Origin of the sequence: Gemmatimonas sp. UBA7669, from assembly GCF_002483225.1 — a bacterium.
Classification (GTDB): Bacteria; Gemmatimonadota; Gemmatimonadetes; order Gemmatimonadales; family Gemmatimonadaceae; genus Gemmatimonas.
Genome location: NZ_DLHL01000011.1, coordinates 422,317 through 443,852 on the forward strand (window position 1 = coordinate 422,317; position 21,536 = coordinate 443,852).

19 protein-coding genes are annotated in these 21,536 nt (G+C 65.8%); 4 read left to right on the forward strand and 15 right to left on the reverse strand.

Annotation, left to right across the window (positions count from 1 at the left end; translation table 11 throughout):
- Positions 1-370 precede the first annotated feature (370 nt).
- The 12 genes from B2747_RS04305 to B2747_RS04360 form a co-directional block, all read right to left on the reverse strand.
- The gene (locus B2747_RS04305) at positions 371-943 is read right to left on the reverse strand and encodes a hypothetical protein (protein WP_291157202.1); all 573 of its coding nucleotides are present in this window, start codon (positions 941-943) and stop codon (positions 371-373) included.
- A 238-nt stretch (positions 944-1,181) separates the two neighbouring features.
- The gene (locus B2747_RS04310; protein ID WP_291157203.1) at positions 1,182-2,711 is read right to left on the reverse strand and encodes an alpha/beta hydrolase; all 1,530 of its coding nucleotides are present in this window, start codon (positions 2,709-2,711) and stop codon (positions 1,182-1,184) included.
- A gap of 324 nt (positions 2,712-3,035) precedes the next feature.
- A complete protein-coding gene (locus B2747_RS04315; protein WP_291157204.1) occupies positions 3,036-4,337 on the reverse strand; it encodes a hypothetical protein in 1,302 nt (433 codons plus the stop codon).
- 162 nt (positions 4,338-4,499) lie between these two features.
- Positions 4,500-5,585 carry an alpha/beta hydrolase family protein gene (locus B2747_RS04320; RefSeq protein ID WP_291157206.1) on the reverse strand — a complete coding sequence of 362 codons (1,086 nt, stop codon included), beginning with the start codon at positions 5,583-5,585 and terminating at the stop codon, positions 4,500-4,502.
- 762 nt (positions 5,586-6,347) lie between these two features.
- A complete protein-coding gene (locus B2747_RS04325; protein ID WP_291157208.1) occupies positions 6,348-7,100 on the reverse strand; it encodes a hypothetical protein in 753 nt (250 codons plus the stop codon).
- Positions 7,101-7,445: 345 nt separating this feature from the next.
- Positions 7,446-8,552, reverse strand: a complete 1,107-nt coding sequence (locus B2747_RS04330; RefSeq protein WP_291157210.1) for an IS91 family transposase — start codon at positions 8,550-8,552, stop codon at positions 7,446-7,448.
- 27 nt (positions 8,553-8,579) lie between these two features.
- Entirely contained in the window at positions 8,580-9,455 is an 876-nt protein-coding gene (locus B2747_RS04335) for a tyrosine-type recombinase/integrase (protein ID WP_291157212.1), read from the reverse strand.
- A 188-nt stretch (positions 9,456-9,643) separates the two neighbouring features.
- Positions 9,644-10,462: an IS21-like element helper ATPase IstB gene (istB, locus tag B2747_RS04340; protein WP_291157214.1), complete on the reverse strand. Its 819-nt coding sequence runs from the start codon at positions 10,460-10,462 to the stop codon at positions 9,644-9,646.
- Positions 10,462-11,490 (reverse strand): IS21 family transposase, encoded by a 1,029-nt coding sequence (gene istA / locus B2747_RS04345; RefSeq protein WP_291157215.1) that lies wholly within the window; start codon positions 11,488-11,490, stop codon positions 10,462-10,464. The genes istB and istA overlap by 1 nt, the downstream gene beginning before the upstream one ends.
- 316 nt (positions 11,491-11,806) lie before the next feature.
- Positions 11,807-12,130: a tyrosine-type recombinase/integrase gene (locus B2747_RS04350; RefSeq protein ID WP_343125861.1), complete on the reverse strand. Its 324-nt coding sequence runs from the start codon at positions 12,128-12,130 to the stop codon at positions 11,807-11,809.
- A gap of 30 nt (positions 12,131-12,160) precedes the next feature.
- Positions 12,161-12,649 (reverse strand): tyrosine-type recombinase/integrase, encoded by a 489-nt coding sequence (locus B2747_RS04355; protein WP_291157217.1) that lies wholly within the window; start codon positions 12,647-12,649, stop codon positions 12,161-12,163.
- Positions 12,650-12,732: 83 nt separating this feature from the next.
- On the reverse strand, positions 12,733-14,502 hold the full coding sequence (locus B2747_RS04360) for a DEAD/DEAH box helicase (protein WP_291157219.1): 1,770 nt from the start codon (positions 14,500-14,502) through the stop codon (positions 12,733-12,735).
- A gap of 64 nt (positions 14,503-14,566) precedes the next feature.
- Here B2747_RS04360 and B2747_RS04365 point away from each other — a divergent pair, with 64 nt between their 5' ends.
- The 4 genes from B2747_RS04365 (at position 14,567) to B2747_RS04380 (ending at position 18,687) form a co-directional block, all read left to right on the forward strand.
- Positions 14,567-15,064 (forward strand): SET domain-containing protein, encoded by a 498-nt coding sequence (locus tag B2747_RS04365; protein ID WP_291157220.1) that lies wholly within the window; start codon positions 14,567-14,569, stop codon positions 15,062-15,064.
- A gap of 143 nt (positions 15,065-15,207) precedes the next feature.
- A complete protein-coding gene (locus B2747_RS04370) occupies positions 15,208-15,774 on the forward strand; it encodes an ECF-type sigma factor (protein ID WP_291157221.1) in 567 nt (188 codons plus the stop codon).
- A gap of 18 nt (positions 15,775-15,792) precedes the next feature.
- A complete protein-coding gene (locus tag B2747_RS04375) occupies positions 15,793-18,324 on the forward strand; it encodes a serine/threonine-protein kinase (RefSeq protein WP_291157223.1) in 2,532 nt (843 codons plus the stop codon).
- A gap of 33 nt (positions 18,325-18,357) precedes the next feature.
- On the forward strand, positions 18,358-18,687 hold the full coding sequence (locus tag B2747_RS04380) for an FHA domain-containing protein (protein WP_291157224.1): 330 nt from the start codon (positions 18,358-18,360) through the stop codon (positions 18,685-18,687).
- An 18-nt stretch (positions 18,688-18,705) separates the two neighbouring features.
- On the opposite strand, the gene B2747_RS04385 is transcribed toward B2747_RS04380, so the two are convergent.
- From B2747_RS04385 to B2747_RS04395, 3 genes are read right to left on the reverse strand one after another with little or no spacing between them, the layout of a single operon-like run.
- A complete protein-coding gene (locus B2747_RS04385; protein ID WP_291157226.1) occupies positions 18,706-19,254 on the reverse strand; it encodes a GNAT family N-acetyltransferase in 549 nt (182 codons plus the stop codon).
- Positions 19,241-20,275 carry a sulfite oxidase gene (locus B2747_RS04390; protein WP_291157228.1) on the reverse strand — a complete coding sequence of 345 codons (1,035 nt, stop codon included), beginning with the start codon at positions 20,273-20,275 and terminating at the stop codon, positions 19,241-19,243. Before B2747_RS04390 ends, B2747_RS04385 begins: the two co-directional genes overlap by 14 nt.
- A complete protein-coding gene (locus B2747_RS04395) occupies positions 20,272-21,447 on the reverse strand; it encodes a patatin-like phospholipase family protein (protein ID WP_291157230.1) in 1,176 nt (391 codons plus the stop codon). Before B2747_RS04395 ends, B2747_RS04390 begins: the two co-directional genes overlap by 4 nt.
- Positions 21,448-21,536: the final 89 nt, after the last annotated feature.

Consider the following 21,536-nt stretch of genomic DNA (forward strand, 5'->3'; position numbering starts at 1 on the left):
TGAAGCGAAGAAAAATGATCACGCGCTACCGGATACAGCTCTTGTCTCAAATAACCCATCGCCCACCGAGTGTTCCATGACCCGGACGTGCCAGCCACCGCGACAACGACGGTCGGCCGGTGGCGAGCGAGCACCGATGCGGCGTGCAGGACCTCCATGGTCACACAAGACCCGTGGGGTGTGTAACGCTCACGTTCTGCAGCAAACGCCCCCAACCGGAAACAAGCGGGGCGTTCGCACCATCCTGTGAGGTTACAGCGAACGCCCCGCGGTCGCCACGTTGATCTTCGTAGCGTTTGCCTGCAGCTACGCAAGGTTAGGCAGCTGAGGCAGCGAATCGTACGTCGCGGAGTCGGTGTTCAGCGCACACCTACCGCTGTCGCGCCACGGCGGTAGCCGTGTCCCCCAAGAGACTGAGGCTACGCGTCCGAATTGAATCATCCGTCACTTTCATGAAGCGAAGGTACACGCGATCGTCGGGGGCAAGCTCCATTCTCGCTGCGACCCCGGTCTCTCGATCGAGAAAGCGAATCTGAGCGCCGCCGGTGTTCGAAGCAGTGATATTGATCCGCTCCGGGTTGCACGGCTGGCTGGTGCAAGGAGGCGCGTCAAAGCCCATGCCGATATCGCCACGCTGATTCAGCCCGAGGCCAAAGCGTTCGTTGCCAGCCGAGTCACGGATCGCCATCCCGGTCGAAGGAGACATGCGTTGGAAATTGTCGCGCATTGGCGCGCCGAGCACGATCCGATCTCGGCCGGCCGAGTCTTCGATGACGAGCTGTCGAGTGCGCACAATGTCCGAGGTCGGAGCCTGACCCACGAATGCCGAAAGCGCCACCAAGGCTGTTCCCAGCCCCATGAGTAATCCAACCGTTTGCGTACGCCGAAGCTGCTGCTTGAGCTCGTAGACTTGCTCCGAGAGCGCTTGTTCTGATGAATCCATTGTTCCCTCTTTCAGTCAGGTTGAAGCTGCCAAACGTGTGCTTCTGCTGCGAGCGCTCCCATAGAATGCGGTTGTGGGGCCTCGGCAAACCTTACAGAAGATGATGCCGAGGACCCACAACCGCTACCGCACCCCGCGCTCGTCGGCAGCAAGCTTCGTTATGCCGCCCTGAATAGACGGACAAGAGGCGCAGTCGCTGTAGCCGCGCATATTGAGAAACGGCGCAGGGGACTGTGAATCACTGGCGGTGCAACCAGCCCCACTGAACCAGCGCGTCCTCAATCGCGCTGCGCATAATCGCTTGACCGGATCGATCGTAGAAACCGAAGAAATGCGTCGCATTGGGTACCGGCACGAACCTCACGTCATTCCCGACCGCAGCCGACATCACACTGAACCGTTCAGCGTCGGTAAAGTCGCAATACTCATCCTTCGCGGCGTGAATCATCAGCGTGCGTGGCTGACCGGCAGCGATGAGGTCGATTGGTGAGAAGAGCCGAACCGGCGCGCGCGCACTCACACGTTTGCGGAAGTAGCCGTCCTCCTTAGGACCAGCGGGATCCACGCACACGCCGCTGGTGATCACAGCGGCCGGATACCGACGCTCGGTCGGCGCGACATCGGTGTCGAGCGCGTGCACGGAGTGGCCGCGCGTGCCGAGCCAGAGCGCGATGCCCGCGCCGGACGAGAAGCCGGCGACCCCGATCCGTGTGGGATCGATTCGAAGGCGGGCCGCATTGCGCTGGACATACTCGAATGCCGCGCGTGCGTCATCGGCCGGTTCAATCGGGCCAGCGTCGAACCGGCTAGAAGTGCGGTACTCCACGCTCACGACGATGAGGCCGAGCCGCCTGAGTTCGCGGACGATGCCCGGTGAGTGGCTCCAACTGCCCGACGTTCCTGAACCGCCATGGAACCAGAGCATGGCAGGACGCATGCCGCTGGTGTCGCCGGCGGTTGGTCGCAAGATATGCAGTTCTAGTGGAACGTCGTCGATCCGTCGATAGGTGTCGACCGCATGCCCAGCACGCGCGGCGTGGTGGGCGGCGATCAATGAATCGACACGCTGGCGCGTTGCCGAGTCCGGGCGAAGTGCGACCCACTGGGCATAGACCGAGTCAACGCCACGTTCATTGTTGTCGTCGAGGTGCGTGAGGAGCAGTGCAGTGGTGACACGCCGCTGAGCCGACTCACTGCGGAACAGTTCCAGCGCCGCTGCGAACTCGGCGCGAAGCCATTGCGCGTCGCCGCTATGCAGTGCCGGGCGGCGCGCGCGTAGCGTGCGCGCGTGCTCGTGCACCAGCGCACCTCGCAACTCGCCGTGTTCCGGCAACGCCCACCAGCGATCGTCGTCGAGCGGCAGGGTTCCGATGAGCGAGTCCAGTCCGACGTCGCGGACCACATCCGTCGCGTCGCTCTCACGCCAGTGGAAGTATGGCCACAGGACCCGCCCCCACGCGTGCCGCAGGCGGAGGCGCAGCAGCTCCTCGTCGAACTGGCTCGCGGTGAGGCGGTCGCGGTATTGCGCGAGCGCACTGCGTTCAGACTCGAGCGCGGCGTCCCATGTGCGGCGGAAATCCGACGGTGTCGTCTGCCACGTCGCTGCGAAGGCCGATGTCGCGAGTGCGCTGTTCCGTTGCTGCCAGAGAGTAAGAGCCGAGTCGGCGACCGGCGTCTGCGCGGTGAGTCTTGCACTGGCACTGAGCATGGCTGCTGAAACAAGCAGTGCGACGAACCGACGGCCGACGATACGTGGATGAGAGGTCATGTCCCGCACTACGAATGCCCCCCGAACGCGGTTTCAGCTACGGCCCGTTCTACGGCGGCTCGGAGAGGCGCTTGGTTGAATTGCGCCGGACAGGATTCGGCGCGCTCCGGGTACTCGACACCACACGGATCGCAACGCGTCGATAGCATCGGAAGCTCCCTGGATACGCGCGCGTCGGCGTAACGCACAGCATTCTGCTGCAGCGCTACAAATAAGTGCGGCCGGAAGGGCGCCGGGCGCAAGCTCGGCGCCCGCCAGCCGCACACCGAATCGCGCTGTCAGCGGCAATGCTCTGTTCGGCGGCGATGATTCCAACGGCGAGCATCACCGCGCGAAGCTCTGAATTAGACTTCCCAGGTCAGCCTCCAACTGCTGCGGAGTAGTGTCGAGTGCACGGGCGAGACCCGTGATAGTCGGCTCTTTGCCCCCGAGCGCCTCGATTACGCGCAGAACGCCACCGTCACCACTGCGTCGGTACGTCAATTCGAGCAGCGCCGCGACCATCGGGAGTGTGGCACTCCCGATCGCACCGTCAGCCTGATTCGACAGGACATCCGCGAGCTTAGTGTTAGGGCGATCGGAGAGGAAGACGGCAAGACTGCGCATCATTTCGACAAACGTCAGGCCGCGTGCGCCACCGAGCCAATACGCGATGCCTTCGCTCGCGAGCGCCGAGCGCTCCTGCACCAATGGATGCAGTAGCACGTGAACGAGTTCGTGGTGGTACGCTTCACCGTAGCGCGGGTCACCAGCAATGACGAATCGTCGATCCGGACTGGCACGACCCCCGACGCGATCAGCACTGAGCACCCACTCAAGGCCCAGCACCCGAAATCCTGCCTGCAGGTCCGGCACCTGATAGTATGTCACCGGTGATCTGTCGGTGATGCCGAAGCGTCGCAGAAGCGCTTCAGCCCATTGCGCGGTCCCGCGAGCGCGCGCTGCGTCAAAGCGATGTGTCGGGTGCACCACGTATTCGATCAGACCAACACGGACTCGACGCCATCCAGCCGTTTCGAAAGGGAGTGGACTCGCGAGCACCCAGCGGTGTCGGCCGTCTTTGTCGACTTCTCTCACGATGTAGCTGCGCTCCATTCCAAACAATCCCGGACGAGCCGTTGAACCTCCACCGACGTAAACGGTTCGGAGCAGCCAACGGTCTGAACTACCTGCGACCAGGGGTACCGCTTCGACGAGAAGTGGTCGACCATCGAGGAGGTACGACTCAGAGGTCATGAGCGGATCAGGATCCGTGCTTCGAGCGCGATCGGCGTCGGACCAGAACGAGGACCGAAGGGAGGCATCGTGGCGCATCAATATGTAGTCGCGCCAAGCACGGACAACATCCGGTAACGACGCACGTGCCGGATCAACGCCCCACCAACTTCCTGGCACCACCATCGTGTCAACCGCGAAACCAAGTGCTAACGCCCGTGATGATGCGTTGTCGCCCGCGGTTTGTGCATGAGCGGGAGTAAGCGCGATCGATGCGCCGAAACACAAGGCAACGAGTATCGATTGGCGAAAGCTGCTGTCCATGTGTTGACCTGTGACTCCGCCGAAGGTGTGCTTCTGCTGCGAGCGTTCCCACAAAATGCGGTTGCGGGGCCGCTGCAGACCTTTCATAAAGTGGAGCAGTGGCCCCCCAACCGCTACCGCACCTGCGCTCGTCGGCAGCAAGCGTCGTTACACGGCGCGGGATCGGACCAGGGGTTTTGCGGCCTCTTGAAGAGGCATCGTGCTGCGCCCAGGGCATTCCGCAGCAACCGGCCGGAGAGAATCTACGCGTCAGTCGGCGCGCCGCAGATGCGTGCGGAAGAAGGTGAGCGCTTCACGCGCTGCGCGCACGTGTACTTCACCACGATCGACGCCGTCCGAGGCGCATAACGCACGCGCGAAGATTCGTCCGCGCCACGTACACTCCGCAAGGAACGCGTAGTGCGAAACCCCCGGCAATCGTGAGAGCTGTGCGCTTCGAAGCTGCGCGGTGACAACGCTCGTGGTGATCTCCGGTGGAACCTGCTTGTCGTCATCACCGAGAAGCACGTACACCGGCACACTGATTGTGCGAAGGGTGAGCGTGTCGGTCACCGGCAGGAGCGCCGGTGCCATAGCGAACACGGCAGCGATGCGCGCATCCCGGGTCACCTCACGGCCACGAGATACCGCAGCCTGAAACGCCGCGTCGCTGCGTCGCAACGAATCGATGTCGCGCAGCGTGAAGGGAGCCTCGGGGGGCAGCACACACCACGGAACGTTCGGCTCCAGCGTGCATCGACGTTGCCATTCGTCCGGTGGCAGGTGGGCTCCAGCGAGCGCGAGAACAGAGAATCCGCCCAGCGAGAATCCGGCCGCTCCGATGCTGCTCGTGTCGACACGAGCCCCGAGAAGGCTGTCCGCCAGAAGAAGATCCACCAACACCGAGAGATCTCGGGCGCGTTCGCCGGGAAGTACGAAGCCTCCAAGTCGGTACGCCGCTTCGGTCGCCGCATTACCGTGATGGTCAACCCCCGCGACGATGAAGCCCTCAATTGCGAGCGCCTCGGCCAGCCACGACAGTTGCGCAGCGCTCCCGCCCGTGCCGTGTGACAGCACGATGAGCGGACGCCGCGCATCGTCGGCGAACGGAGCGTCTGGCGCGCTCCGCCCAAAGCGGAACACGCCTGCTGCCCACGCGGATTCCTCGCTGCCGGCACGCGCGGGGTACCACACGCGAGTCACTAATGGGCGTCCGACCCGGCCATCCCAGTCGGTGCGACTGGAATCCACGTAGTGCCGCGTGATGCGACCGACGGGCTGAACGCGGATATCAGCGTTGGCGCACGCCGTCGCGAGAACGAGAAGGAGGAGCAGAGCGAGAGGGTGGCGATTCATGCGCGCAAGAGGTTCCCGGTTCAGTCCGTGTAACGCCCAGCGTTCAGCGGCGGCGGCTTACAGAAACGATGCGGCCAGCGAACGGAGCGAGCAATGGCCGCAACCCGAAATGCCGCCGTCAGCTGCAACGGCACGTTAGGCAGAGGGTAACTCACCGAATACGGGTGCGGCAGGGAGCGTCTTCGCTCGTCGTGCAACGAGGACCGTGCCGGATAAGACACCAAAACCCAACGCGCCCGAGAGCAACAGAAGTCCGACGCCGCTGTACGTGAGTCCCGTGACGGCGAAGTGCGCAACAACCGATACAATGGCCCCCAAGGCGCCAACCCGTGGGATCGAGAGGCTCTGAACTGATTTGACGCGCACGGACGTGGCCGCAAGCAACACACCGACCAGCGCACCCATTGCGGCCCCATATACGAGACCAAACCGGCTTGCAGGCAGGATACTGTTCACCAACAAGTCACCCCACGTGGGCTCGATTGGATGCGTAAGGTGGCGAGCGATGCGGATCGAAAACGCCAGCATGCTCCACGCGACGCCCCACGTGATTGCCATCCCGAGCACGCCGCGCACGATGCGTTGCAGCCTCTTCACGTCACCTCGCATGTTGGTGAGATCAACTGGGTCACCATAGTGGTGCTCCCACGGGATTCTGCCTAACGCCCAGCGCTCTGCCGCGGGGCAGCTACAACAAATTGCGGCGGGCGGGCGCCGCGCGCACGCCGCCTACCGAATTGGCCCGCCGGCAGCAGCGGTCCGTTAGGTGCCCGGACGTCGTCGCGACACCTTAGATCGAGAGCGAGATGCACTGGGCGGGATTGGATCAAGAGTTGCGTCCACAATTACGCCTCCGGGAATGTCGAGCTCACCGTCAATATCCGAATAGCCGTGAAGCGTCCTCGTTTCACGAAGAACATGATGCATCGCAAGCGTCATCCTTGCATGGATGCTTGATACGCACAGCCCAGCTTTTACTCGCTCGTCAGCAAGCGACCTAGCTTCGGGTGGAATATTGTCTCCGAACGCTTCGCTGAGCGCAAGCGCCATAGCCGACGCCTCCGAATTTTCTTGGATCGCTCCCGTCAGAATGACGAGCTGAGGCGACAGCTCTTCAAGCGCCTCGTTCAAGTGTGTTAGTGTGGCTACCGTCTCCGGTGTCGCGTACACAACCGCATCGAGAATTAGTTCTTGCACGGTGCTTACGGCACGCTTGTGCTCTTCATGGAGAGGCGAATCCAAGCCATCGCCCACACCATACTCGACATCTACCGTCGCCTTCATAAGCATACCTCCGTAACCGCCAAGGGCTCGAAGTTCTCTGCGGGCCCGTTCGTACCAACGAGCGCGGCGTTCAAACCCTCTTGCGTTGCGAAGCTTGGTCAGTTCATCGGCTACCGCGCGCCTAGCGGCTCTACCGGCCGTGAACAGCGTAACGATGCCTGCACCCACTATGGTGATAGCGATATTGATCGCCTCTCCAAGATTGCCTGCGGGCAAGTCAAGCATGATCATCTAGCCATGAGTCGAAGACCTAGTTGTCCTAGGGTTGCGTTGGCGCACCTAACAAAATAGAGGTTTTGCGTCGCGCAGCCGACGCCAAACCTCCGTTGAACTGAACCGCGGGAGGGGGCGACTATGGAGTTTGCTGCGGGTGTGAGCCCGCCGCCAGTGTGCGGATGGCAGCCCGGCGATCTGCTGGTGGCTGAGACAAGAGCCGACGTATGGTTGCGGCGATGACCACGAGCCAGTCGCCGAGACCGAAAGGGGGTGTCGGCTGACGCGTGGGCACGCCGCGGCGGCGCATCCGGCAAGCGGGTGCACCGGTAGTGGGGGCGACGTGAGCGCGCGGGAGACGCGTCATGCCGGATCCAACCGAGCCAAGGTGTGACTCGCTCGACGCAGCGCCCGCGTCCGGTACAGGTGGCCCTGGCCGCACTGCGTGCAGCGGGGGACCAGCGCGAGGGTCGCAGGCGGCGCTTCAGCCCGCGCCGTGCGTGGTGTGGAGACCGAAACTGGCGTGAGGCGTTCTTGTAAGGCCTCGCGGATACCCGCGGCCTGAGGCCGCCAGAAGCCATAGTAGCGGACTTTATGGAAGCCGCGCGGCAGGACATGCTGCAGGAAGCGCCGGAGAAACTCGTCGCCGCACAACGTCATCGTCCGCCAGCTACCGGTGGTCGCATTCGCGTAGCGGAAGGTGACCGCACGGCGATCGACGTGGAGAATGCGCGCATCGGTGATGGCCGCGCGATGCACATAGCGCGCGAGATAGCGCAGCACGCAGTCGGCACCCTGCACCGTCGGTTTCGCGTACACCACCCACGGCTTCTTCCAGACCGTGGCGGGGATAGCCACGTCAGGGAGGAGCCGTTTCCATCGCAACAGGAACCGCGCGCGGAATCCGACCGACAGGGCCCGCACCGGCACCAAGTACTGGCCTCGCGCCCGTCGCCATGTCCCGTCTGGAGCGAGGGCCCCGCCGGGGACGAGACAGTGCACATGCGGATGATACGCGAGCGTGCGTGTCCACGTGTGCAGCACGGCCAGCACGCCCACGGTGCCCCCGAGATAGTGCGCGTCCGCCGCGAGCCGCTGGAGCGCTTCGGCCGCCGTCTGCATCAATGTCCCCAACAACACGCGTTGATGCGCACGGACGATGGGCCGCAGCTCGGCCGGCAGGGTAAACACCACGTGGAAGTACGGCACGGGCAGCAGCTCGCGCTCGCGCGCGGCGGTCCACGCGCGCGTACTGACGCCATGACACGTCGGGCACTGACGATGTCGACAGGAATGGTACACGAAGTGTTCGGCCCCGCACGTGTCACACTGCGTGACGTGTCCGCCCATCGCGGCGGTGCGACAGGCCGCGAGATCGTCGAGGGCACGCCGATGGCCCGCCGGCATCGCCGCGCCAAAACGCGCCGCGTACGCTGGGCCAAACCGCCGCACGGCCGTCGCGACAGACATGCCTCCGCTCCGGACGCCGGCGCGGGGTTACAACGTCGCCATCAGGGCGTTGACCGTCGCATGCAGCGCACTCGTGACCGTCGGCGTGATGTGCGTGTACACGGCGGTCGTCGCGGGGCTGCGATGCCCGAGCAGCTCTTGAATGGTGCGCAGATGGACCCCACACTCCAGCAAGTGCGTCGCATACGAATGGCGCAAGGTATGCACCGAGGCGTGTTTGGTGAGCCCACTCGCCCGCACCACGGCGGCAAACGTCTTCTGCAGGCTGCAGGGATGCAACGGTCCGGTCGCCTCGCGATTGGGGAACAGCCAGCCGCTCGTGGTGGCGGCGCGACGCCGCGCGACCGGTACCGCCCGCCAGTACGCACTCAAGAGCTCGAGTGTGCGCAGGGGGAGCGGCACATAACGATCCCGCCCGCCCTTTCCCGCGCGGACGTGCACGACCATCCGCGCCCGGTCGATGTCGCGCGTCCGTAGGGATATCCCCTCAGACAGGCGCAGCCCGCACGAGTAGATCAACGTCAACGTCATGCGCGCCTGCGCATCGCGCACCGCGGTCAGCAGCTGCTGCACTTCCGCCACGGCAAGCACATTGGGCAGCGTATGGCGCTTCGCCGGGCGGACGAGATCGAAGACCGGCCACGTCCGCTGCAAGGTCACTTCGTACAGAAAGCGAATGCCGCTCCGGTAGACGATCAGCGTACTGCGCGAGACTTGGCGCGTCGTAACCAACTCCAAGAAGAAGCGGCGCAGCTCGTCTTCTGACAATGTGTCCAGGGTGTCCGGCGATCGCGCAAAGTGCGTCGCCAACCCCGTCACGGCACCGCGGTACGCCTGCTGCGTCCTCGGCGCGAAGCCGCGCAGCCGCATGTCTTCGCCCATCCGGTCGGTGAGCGTCTGCATCACAACCTCCGTTTGTGGGAAAGAAACGACCTGCTCCCACGACGTTACGACGACCGGCCGATACACAAAAGGACGGTCCCTCGAAAGGAACCGTCCTCAACCACAAACTACTGTCAACGCCGATTGAAATTGCACACTTCTGCTGATTGAAATTGCACACCCGGCGGGGGGCCGGCCCGGGGTGGCGGTTAGCGCTCCTGGCGGCGGGGACGCCGCGCCGGTTCAGGGTCGGGCTCGCTGCGGCGGAGCGCGAGATCGCGGTGCTGCCGCATGCGGTAGCTGTTGCCGCGGATGTTCACGATGTGGCAGTGGTGGAGCAGGCGGTCGATGAGCGCGGCGGCCATGGTCTCGTCGCCGAAGACGTCGCCCCACTCCTCAAAGCCCTTGTTGCTGGTCAGCACCGTCGAGGCATGCTCGTAGCGCCGGCTCATGAGCTGGAAGAAGAGCTGGGCGCCGGTCCGGGAGATCGGCAGATAGCCGATCTCGTCGATCACCATGAGGCTCGGAAAGACGAGCGTGCGCAGGCGCCGCGTGAGGTGCCCGGCCTGCTGCGCCTCTTCGAGTGAGGTGATGAGATCGGCGAGCGTCGCGTAATAGACACGCCGTCCGTACTCGGCGGCCGCGATGGCGAGACTGATCGCGAGATGCGTTTTGCCGACGCCCGGGGGCCCGAGGAAGACCACGTTCTCCTTGCGATCCAGAAAGCTCAGCGTGTGGAGATTGTCGAGTTGCTCGCGCTTAATGCTCGGCTGGAAGCTGAAGTCGAAATCGCCGAGCGTCTTCACCGCGGGCAGGCGGGCACTGCGCATGGCCGTCTGCAAGCGGCGCTGATTGCGGAGCCGGATCTGCGAGTGCAGCACGGCGCTGATCGCCTCGCCGGCGGCGAGCTGGCCCCCATCGACCTGCCGTAGGATGTCGTCGAGCGCCTCGAGGGCGCCGGGCATCTTGAGATCGGCGAGCTGCGTGCGCAGGCGGTCGCGCAGGGACGTGGGCGCGAGGGGCGGCATCAGACGGCCTCCGCGATCAGGTCGGCGTACGCGGTGAGCCGACGCCGCTCCACGCTCACGGGCGTGGCCACGACGGTCGTGCTGCGCACGGGCGGCGTGGGCTCGAGCACGAGCGAGCGATACGGCCGCGGCGCGAGCGGCTGCAGCGTGGCCTGCTCGTCGCGCTGGAAGCGCACCAGGGGCTGTTCGCGCGTCGTCCCATGCACGCGCACATTCGCGACGCTCTCGAGCCACGGGAGCGTCTGCGCAGCAAGATCCCCGTCGCCCAGAAACTCGCGGCCGTACACGAAATTCTCGCGCAGGTAGCGCACCGGCCGCTCCACTTTGCCTTTCGTTTGGGCGCGATACGGCTGACACGCGCGAATGCGAAAGCCCCAGTGCGCCGCGAAGCGCGCGAACTCCGCGTTTTCGAGCAGCCGGCCGCCGGTACCGCGATGATCCTCGACAATGACGGCTTTCAGCTGATCGAACAGCACTTCGAGGGGCACGCCGCCAAAGAACGCGAACGCCCGCTCCAGCGCTTGCATCACGGTCCACGCGGTCTGCCGCGCCACCCACTCGACGTAGAGCAATCGCGAATAGCCGAGCACCACCAGCACGGCGTACCGCTTCCCCCACGGAAATCGAAACTCGGCGAAGTCGAACTGCGCCTGCACGCCCGGCTCGGTCTCGAACCGAACGAGCGGCTCGGGCTCTTCGCGGGGGCGCACCTGCCGTACCAACGCGGTCAGCTGCGAGTAGCCGCCCGTGTAGCCGGCCGCCCGACACTCGGCCAACAAGCGCGTCGCCGACAGCGCGGGAAACGCCGTCAGCCGCTCGTGAATCAGCGGGACAAACGGGGCCAGCTTGCCCGGGTTCTGCCGACGCTGCCGCGGCGCCTCCACCGCGAACTCCCGATCTACCTGACCCGTCCTGATCAGGTGATAGACCAGTCGGCGACTGATCCCCAACTCTCGGGCAATGGCCGCTTTGGGCTGCCCGGACTCCAACAAATGCCTGAGTAACACCAGGGTCTCCCAGCTGTACACCGACCTCCTCCCTCAAGGGCAAGAGGCCAATAATCCCACAGGGGAGCGTCTTGAGTCAGACGCTCAGGAGGCGTCCCGAGTGTGCAATTTCGGTCGGCACTTCTGTGCAATTTTCAATCGGCACTGACAACTACCGCGCAGCGGTTTAGTTCAACGCATATTAGACCGCGCCAAACTACTGCGCCACGGCGCTTCTACCGCTCGATTCTACAGCATAACATCCCCCACTTCTTCGAGCGGACTTGGCGCAATCCTGTTGACTCCCGCCAACTTACGACCCGAATCGTAAGTTGCGCCAGTCCGCGTTATGCTGCGGTTATCGCGGTATAGCGGGGGCGGCGCGAGAGAGAGCCGGAGAGGCACCCCCATCGCTCGCGGCCACGTTTCGTCCCAGCACCGAATCCAGTGGGCTGCGCACTCCCCGCCCGCCCCGGTTGAGAACGTGGGTGTAGAGCATGGTGGTCTTCACGTCCTTGTGCCCCAGCAGTTCCTGCACCGTGCGGATGTCGTAACCCGACTCGAGCAAATGGGTGGCAAATGAATGACGCAGGGTGTGGCAACCCACACGCTGATTGAGGCCTGCCCGACGCGCGGCCTCGCCCACCGCCCGCTGCACCACCGACTGGTGCAGGTGGTGAATGCGCCACTGCCGACTCTCGGCGTGCCAGTACTACCGCGCGGCCGGAAAGAGCCACATCCACACCCAGTGATGTGACGACCGCGGCGACTTTATCCCGAACGCATGCGGCAACTCCACATACCCGCCGCCAGCCGCCGCCAGCCGGCCCATCGTGCGTCGCGCACTTTCCATCTGCTGGCCCAGGGGCCCAATCAGCGCGTCGGGAATCATGGTGATGCGATGCCGACCACCCTTGGTGTTGCGCACCAGTATCTCGCGCCGGTCGAGACGCAGGTCCTGACATCGCAGGGTACAGCACTCCATCAAGCGGAGCCCGGATCCGTACATCACCTGCGTCATAAGGCGCGTCACTCCCTGCATCTTCGTCAGCACCCGCATCACGCCCTCGGGCGGAAGCACATTGGGCAACACCGTAGGCCGAGGCGCCGCTTCCAGTGTTGGCAGGCTCGGCAGTGGCCGCTCCAACACGTCGCGATACAGGAAAAGCAGCGGCGACCTGGACAACAGAAAACGGGACATGCCAGCACCATACCTCCGCGCCGCGCATGTCCCGTCATCATTTGTTCACTGGCGGCATCATCTCAACGCCGCCCCGGTGCGCCTCAGCGCCCCATCCGATCCCGGCGCACCTGCACCTTGAGACCCTTGATCTTGCTGCGCTTGAGCGCGGCAATCACGTCCTCCGCCGCGGCCTCAGGCACTTCCACCGTGCTGAAGTTGTCGGCAATCTGGATGGACCCGATGTTGCTTGCGTCCAAACCCGCCTCGTTGGCAATCGCACCCACCAGATCGCCCGGACGGATCTTGAGCTTGCGGCCCGCACCAATCCACAACTTGGCCGCGGCAAAACCGGGCTCACGACGCGAACGGCCGCCGCTCTCACGGCCACCCTCGCGACCGCGCGACGGACCACGCGACGACCCACGATCGAACGAGCGTGAATCACCGCCCCGATCGGCGTAGCGATCACCACTGGGACGCTCGCTGCGCGGCGCCACCGCCGGAATCTCGGCCTCCTCACCCTCATCACGCGCGGCCACCAGCTTCACCGCCGCCGCCGCGATGTCCATGATGTCGAACTCGGCCGCCAGACTCTCCACCATGCCACGATGCGCGTCGAGTCCACCTTCCAGCAGGGCCTCACGCAAGGTGGCCTTCACCAGCTCGGTGCGATGCGCGCGCAGGTCCGCCACCGTGGGCACCTGCGCCATCTCGATACGCTGACTGGTCTGCCGCTCGATGTTGCGCAGCAATCGATGCTCACGCGGCTCGGCCAGGGTAATGGCCACACCCTCACGGCCCGCACGACCCGTGCGCCCGATGCGATGCACATAGGTTTCCGCGTCGGCCGGCACGTCGAAGTTGACGACGTGACTGACATGCTTCACGTCGAGACCACGCGCCGCCACGTCGGTGGCAATGAGCAGGTCCACCTTCTTGGCGCGGAACTTCTGCATCACACGGTCACGCTGGTCCTGCGACAAGCCACCATGCAGCGACTCAGCACGCAGACCGCGACCGGTGAGCGTCTCGCTCAACTCGTCCACTTCGGTGCGCGTGCGGCAGAACACGATGGCACTCGTGGGCTGCTCGATGTCCAGCACACGAGCCAGCGCCGGCATCTTGTGCGCACGCGGCACGATGTAGGCCACCTGACGCACACGCGCCGTCTCACCCTCGGCCACCACCTCGCGCTCCACCGTGACGTGCACGGGGTTCTGCAGATAGGTGCGCGCAATGCCCGCGATGCGCGGCGGCAGCGTGGCACTGAACAGGGCGGTCTGCTTGGTGCTCGGCGTGGCCTGCAGAATGGCCTCGAGCTCGTCGGCAAAACCCATGTCCAGCATTTCGTCGGCTTCGTCCAGCACCACCGCACGCAGTGTGGCCAGCTGCAGCGTGCCACGCTTGATGTGGTCGAGCGCACGACCCGGCGTGGCAATCACGGTATCCACCCCGCGGCGCAGGGCCCGCACCTGCAGGTCCATGCTGGCACCGCCATACACGGCCAACGCGTTGAGCCCCAGCGGCTTGCCGTAGCGATGCACCGCCTCGGCCACCTGCATGGCCAGCTCGCGCGTGGGGACCAGAATGAGCACCGAGGGCCCGCCCTCGCTGCGATGTCCGTTGCCCACCCGCGTCAGCAGCGGCAGGGAAAAGGCGGCCGTCTTGCCCGTACCCGTGGCCGCCTGGGCCAGCACGTCGCGCCCTTCAAGCAGCGGGGGAATGGACGCCCGCTGGACCGGCGTGGGCTCTTCGTATCCCAGCGCCGTCAGCGCCTGGGCAATGCGCGGATCTACCCCGATCGCGGCAAACGTGCCGACCGACTCGGAAACGACGCTCTCGGGCGTCGTGCCCGCGTCTGATGTGTTCATGTAAAACTCTCCTGTAGCCCTGAAATCTACCCCAGCGCGGCCCCAAACGGTGAGATTTGTCCACATGGGCCCGCACCGTGACACCACAACCCCGCCCCCAGAGGGCGCGCCTTCCTCCGATTTCCCCTTCGAAATCCGCCCCAGCGCCATTCAGGGTCTGGGCGCCTTTGCCACTCGCGCCATTCCCGCCGGCACCCGACTCATTGAATACGCCGGCGAGCGCCTCACGCCCGCCGAGGCCGAGGCCCGCTACCCGGACACCCCCGAGCAGCGGCACCACACCTTTCTTTTTGCCATTGATGACGAGGTGGTGGTGGACGCCTCGGTGAACGGCAACGAGGCGCGTTTTCTCAATCACTCCTGCGCCCCCAATTGCGACGTGGTGGTAGACGCGCAGCGGCTCTGGATTGAGACCATTCACGACATCGAGGTGGGCGAGGAGCTGGTCTACGACTACGCCTTCATCCTGCCCGAGCGCCACACGCCGGCCGCCAAGAAGCGCTACCCCTGCCACTGCGGCGCCATTACCTGCCGTGGCACCATGCTGGCCAGGAAGCGCTGAGCCCACCAAAGGCCGGCGGGGACGGACCCGCCGAGCGCTGACCCCCGCCACACGTGATTTGCGCGTCATGGGGCATGGCCTGCACTATTGCTGCGCCCGCGCCAACGACGATTTCGCGGGTCTCCGCACTCCCCCGGTTTGTCATGTCGACCAGCTCCCTCGACGAGACAGAGGTCACGCAGCTCCTGCAGGCGGCGGCCGACGGCGACCCTGCCCTGCTCGACCGGCTCGCACGCGCCGTGTACGGACAACTGCACCGCGTGGCCGCCAATGCGCTGCGGCATGAGGGCGACGGGCACACGCTGCAAACCACGGTACTCGTGCACGAGGCCTTCCTGCGCCTCACGCGCCAGTCGGAGGTGAGCTGGCAGAACCGCTCGCAGTTCTATCGGCTCGCGGCGCAAGTCATCAGACGATTGCTCATCGACCACGCGCGCCGGCGTCGTGCCCTCAAGCGTCAGGCCCCGCCACCACCTGACACGCTCACCGGCTTCGAGGACCAGGACGAGCGGCTCGACCTACTGGACGAAGCACTCGCCAATCTCGCCAGACACGATGCCCGCGCAGCGCAGGTGGTGGAGCTGCGCTTCTTCGGAGGACTGAGCATGGAGGAGGTATCCACCACACTCGATGTGTCGCTGTCCACGGCCAAGCGCGACTGGCGTTACGCGCAGGCCTTTCTCCGGCGCGCCCTGGACAGTGCGGCATGAGCGTCGCATGAGCGTCTCATGAGCACGGCGGACTCCACGGACCGCGACGCCGAGCGCCTGCGCCTGGTGCGCGCGCTCTTTGACGAAGCCGACGCCCTGCCCGCAAACGAGCGCAGCCGCTGGCTGGACGCGCGCACCGCGCACGATCCGGCGCTTCGGCGCGACGTGCAGGAGCTGCTGGCCCTCGCCACCGATGATGATGCGCTGGGCACGCCCTGGCAGATCTCCCCGCCGCAGGGCATGGCGCGCATCGAGTCGGACGACGACCTGATCGGCCGCAGCGTGGGACCGTATCGCATCACGCGCCTCATTGGCCGCGGCGGCATGGGCGCCGTGTTCGAAGCCGAGCGCAACGATGCGCAGTTCCGCATGCGTGTGGCCCTCAAGTTGCTGCGGCGCGACGCCGGGTCGGCGCTGGCCGTGCAGCGCTTTCGCTACGAACGGCAGATTCTTGCTTCACTGCGGCACCCCAACATTGCCGCATTGCTCGATGGTGGTCTCACTGACGACGGGCAGCCCTACATCGTGATGGAGTACGTGGACGGTGTGCCCATCACCCAACATGTGCAGCGCGCCGCGCTCGATACACGCGCCCGTGTGCGCCTCATGCTGGGCGTGTGCGCGGCCGTCGCGCACGCGCACGGGCGCCTGGTGGTGCACCGTGATCTCAAGCCCGGCAACATCCTCGTCTCCACTGACGGCATTGTGCGGCTGCTGGACTTCGGCATCGCGCGCCTGCTGCGCGAGGCCGACGACCTCGACGCGTTGCCGCCCACGGAGGCCAACCTGCGCGCGCTCACGCCCGACTACGCGAGCCCCGAGCAGTTTCTGGGCGAGCCCCCGCAATTGACCACCGATGTTTATGCCTTGGGTGTGGTGCTGTACGAATTGCTGACGGACACACGCCCGTACACGCTGCGTGGCAAGCCCTGGGCCGAACAGCTCGAGCTGGTCACGCAGCGCAGCGTCGCGCCACCGTCACGCGCGGTCCTCGCGCAGGCCGCGCCCGATGCGCTGCGGGCCCGCGCACTCCGGGGCGACCTCGATGCCATCGTGCTCAAGGCTCTCGAGAAGTCACCGCGCGATCGCTATGCCACCGTGCAGCAGTTGGCCGCGGATCTCACCGCCTGGCTGGACGGCAAGCGCGTGGCGGCGCGCCTGCCCTCGCGCGCCGAGCGGGTGTGGCGTGTGTTGCGTCGCCGGCCATTTGAAACAGCCGCCGCCAGCATTGCGCTGCTCGCCCTGCTTGGCGCCGCCTGGTGGTCTACACTGGCCGCACGGGATGCGCGTCGCGAGCAGCAGCGCACCGCCGCGGTGAATACCTTTCTGCAGGACATGCTGGCTTCGGCCGACCCGGACATCGGCGGACGCGCGCTGAGCGTGCGCAGTACACTCGACGCCGCCGCGCGGCGGCTGCGTACGAGTGAGGTAGCCCCGGACATTGCCGGCGACCTTCATCTCACGCTGGCCAATGCCTACTACGCTCTGGGCGAGTGGGCCACGGCCGACAGCCAGGCGCTCGATGCATTGGCACTCCGGCAACGCACGCTAGGCGCTGCACACCCGCGCACAGCCGAGGTGCTGGCGCTGCGCGGCAACATTGCCGAAGCGCTGGGTGAGGTGCCGCGCGGCGTGACCCTGCTGGACAGTGCGGTACGCATGCTGCGGCAGCACACGCCGCGTGATGAACGTCGTCTGGCCGATGCCATGGGCAATCTCGCACGATTGCTCGATGGCAACGGCGATGTCGCGCGTGCCGAACAACTCGCACAGGAAGAGCTGGCGCTCAGGCGTAGCAGTCGCGACTCGGCCACGCGTGCCGGTGTGCCACTTGCGCTGTCCAATCTGGCCATCTGGCGTGTGTACCAGGTCAAGCTGGCCGAGGCCGAATCGTTGCAGCGCGTGGCGTTGTCGGACAGTTCGCTGCGCGGCGCGACACAGCGCCCACGGTATGCCGAGTTCGAACGGGGCCTCGCCAGCATTCTTGAAGAGCGTGGTCAGTATGCGGCAGCGGACTCGCTCATGCGTCACGCGCTACCCATCCTCGAGGCCTCGCTGGGGCCGGAGCACACCACCTACCTGCGCGCGCGGGCGAATGCGGTGCGCTTGCGGGTGCGCAGCGGCGACTACCGCGGAGCGCTCGAGGTGGCACAGCCCGTGGTGCAGGCCATTGGCACGGTGCTGCCGGCAACCGACCCGACATCGGCGTCGGTGCTGCAGTTTGTGGCCGCTGCCCACGATTCGCTGGGGCAGTACGCGGAGGGCGAGGCCGCGCTGCGTCGCGCCTGGGAGCTGCGCCGTCAGGGCATGCCGGCGGGTCATTGGGCGGTGGCCAGTGCCGAAGCAACGGTGGGCGCGCATCTGCTTTTGGTGCGGCGCTACGCCGAGGCCGAGCGTTTGCTGCGGCGGGGCTACGAGGGTGTGGTGGCCACACACGGCGCGTCGGCGCCCTATTCGGTGGCCATTGCGCGCCGGCTGGTACTGCTCTTCGAGGCCACGGGGCGTGAGCGCGAAGCGGCGGAGTGGAAAGCGCGCAGCGGAGCACGCTGACCCCGGCGCGCGCCGCTTTGCGCGTCAACGGACATGCAAGAACTCCGTCTGGTGCACCTGCAGGGCCCGCGACGTGGCGCGGTGGACTGTGTGCAGCTCGACAGCGGCGGCACCGCACTCATCGGGCGCAGCGAGTCAGCCATCGTGGCCTTTGACGACGACACGCCGCGCATGGTGAGTCGCCGGCACGCGCTGCTGTGGCTGGCCAGTGATTCGCCGCTTTCGTGGCACCTGTTTGATCTCGCGTCCACCGCGGGCACACGCGTGAACGGTCAGCCCGTGCAGTTACGCGTGCTCACCCATGGTGATGAAATCATGCTGGGCGCCGACGGTCCGCTGCTTCGGGTTGAGCTACCGCACTGACGCCAAACGCACGCCGATTCAGTCGAGCGTGCGCCCCAGCACGTAGTCGCGCTGCAGCTCTTCCCCCAGCTGAAACCAGGTCGTGCCCACAACGGTAAAGCCCTCGCGCTCGTAGAAGCGGATGGCGCGTGTGTTGCGCTCCCAGGTGCTCAGCCACAGGGCATCGTACCCACGCGCGCGCGTGGCCTCGTGCACAGCTGCCATGAGTGCCACCGCTACGCCGCGGCCGTGCCAGGCGTGGTCGACATAGAAGCGATTGAGATACAGCGGACGCGCACCGGGCACGGGGCTGTCATTGGGCGGCGCCACGTCATCGCGCAGCAGGGCCCAGGCAGCCAGCGTGTCATGCATGTACGCCAGCAGCACGGTGCACGCCGGATTGCCCAACTCCTCGCGCTGACGCGCCACGTTGAAGGCGCCGTCCATGTACGCGCCCAGTGCCACCGGGTCGTTGTCGGCGGCAAAGGTGGCGTCGAACACGCGCCGCGCAAACGGCGCCAGCAGTTCGGCATCCTGCTCGGTGCCGGCACGAATGTGCACCAGCGGCGCGAACTCAGTCTGCGACATGCAGCGTGAAGGACCGGATGGCGTTGTTGCCGTAGCCCAGGTCGTTCCACTCGGCCTGCTCGGGCTGCACGTTGCCTACGCTGTCGCGCGCACGCGTGCGCAGCGTGACCGTACCCCTAGGCAGTGACAGCGACAAGGTGAACTCGGTCCACGCATAGTCCGACGCGGACGGTGCAAGTGCAGCCGTCAGCCAGGGACCGTCGCCAACCTGCACAGACACCTCGGCAATGGGCGCATAACCCGACCACGCCCACCCACGCAACATCACCTCGGCATCGCAGCGGGCGTTGGGCGCCGGCGACACCACAAAACTCTTGACGCGCGCGCGCGTAACCGGTTCCACACCGTTGCTGGTGCGGTACACATAGCGCTGACGCTGGAAGTATCCCGTGAACGGTGCGGTGACCAGCTCCAGCGCCGCCACCCACTTCACACTGGCCATGCCATACCAGCCTGGCACGACCAGGCGCAGCGGCGCCCCGTGATCGGGCGTGAGCGGCTGTCCATCCATGTGCGTGGCCAGCAGCGTGTCGGGGTGCATGGCCACTTCAATGGGCAGCGCACGCGCAAACGTCACCGCGCCGGGCTCGGTGGCATCATCACGCGGGCCACTGTCGGCACCAACGGCCACTACCTCCACCACATCCGGCTGCACGCCGACTCTTGCCAGCACATCGGCCAGTCGCACACCGCGCCAGCGGGTGGTGCTCACGGCGCCCCAGCTCCAGGGCTCCCCTTCTGGCACCGGCTCCATGCCCAGTCGCCAGTTGCCCGCACACTCCATGGTGACGAGCAATTCGTGCTGCGGCCAGTCGGCAAACTCCGCCACGACAAACTCGCGTGCGTTCTGCACGGCGCCACGTACCGTCACGCGATGCGAGGCATCGAGGGCGGGCGTGGGAAAGTTGCTGCGCACATACACGCTGGCGGCTGGCGTGTAGGGCAGTGTCAGCACCGCCGGCGGTGTTTCTGCACAGAGTGGATGCGCGCGCACCACGTTCAGCGACGGGTTCTCACTCACCGGCGCGGTGCCTCCGGTCGCACGAAGGCGCTTGGCACCACATCCCACGGATTGCCGCTCTGCGCGCGCGCAAAGCCCAGCGAGTCCAGACGCTGCATGAAACTGCGGTTGAAGAGCTTGTCCGCGCCCGGCGCCACCGACTGTTCAGACGGGATGGCCGTGACGCGCATTTCGAGGCGAAGTCCCGGCACCTCCGCCGAGACGGCGCGCGCGAGATAATCGAGCTTCTCGAGCGTGGAGGGTTGGTGCAAGTAGAACAACAGCGTGGTGGAGCGCGCATCCATCTGTCCACGATTGGACGGCGCGATGACTCGCGGGTCGGCGTGCGACCACACATTGAGCACCACCCACAATCGCACGGTCACGTCACGCAGTCCGCGCGCCGTGAGGGCCTCACCGAGGCGGCGATAGTCGGCCAGGCCGAGCACCGGCAGCACGTTCTCCACCACGCCGCCGTCGGCGTGCACATGACCGTCCACCACCACCGGCGGGAAGATGGCCGGAATGGCAGTGGCCGCCTTGAGCAGCGTGCGCGCCCGACGCAGGCCGACCTCACTGCTGTCGAGCTCATCACCCAGACTCCAGAGCTGCCCGATGCCCAGGTCAAAGTCCGTAGTGCCAAAGATGATCTGACGATCATCGGCAAATGCTTCGCGCAGCTCCGTGCGGAAATCTCCGTCGATGGCCTGCTCCAGCGTGCGATCGAAGCGACCGGTGTTGACCAGGCCGCCGGTGCGCCGAATCCAGAACCACCAATCGAAGGTGGGCGCAATGCTGGTCGCCGCGCGTGCGTACAGCGCTGAAATGGTATCAAGCGACGCGCGAGTACCCAGCAGCGCATACGGCGCCTGCAGCGCGCCGGTGCTGATGCCACTCACCAGGTCGAAGCGCGGCATGGCGCCCTCACTGCGCCGCTGCCACCCTCGCAGAAAGCCCGCGCCATAAGCTCCGTTCTGACCACCACCCGAAAGCAGCAGCACATCGAGGTGGCGATCGCCGCGTCGTTCGGCCCGGCGCACCAGTCGCGCGATGACCGAGTCACGCAGTGTGCGGTCACGCGTGGCCAGCGTGGTCGACTCGGCGGTGAGCGAGGCGACCGTGGCCGGCGGACGCTTGATGGCCGCGCAGGCGCTGGTGAAGAGGAGGAGGAGAGCGAGGGGGAGGAGACGCATTGCCGTATTCGGAGATCTCGGTGGACTGGAGGATCCGGAAGATGAAGGTGTGAGGATTGGAGGATCCGAGGCTTGGAGGGGCGGCCGGC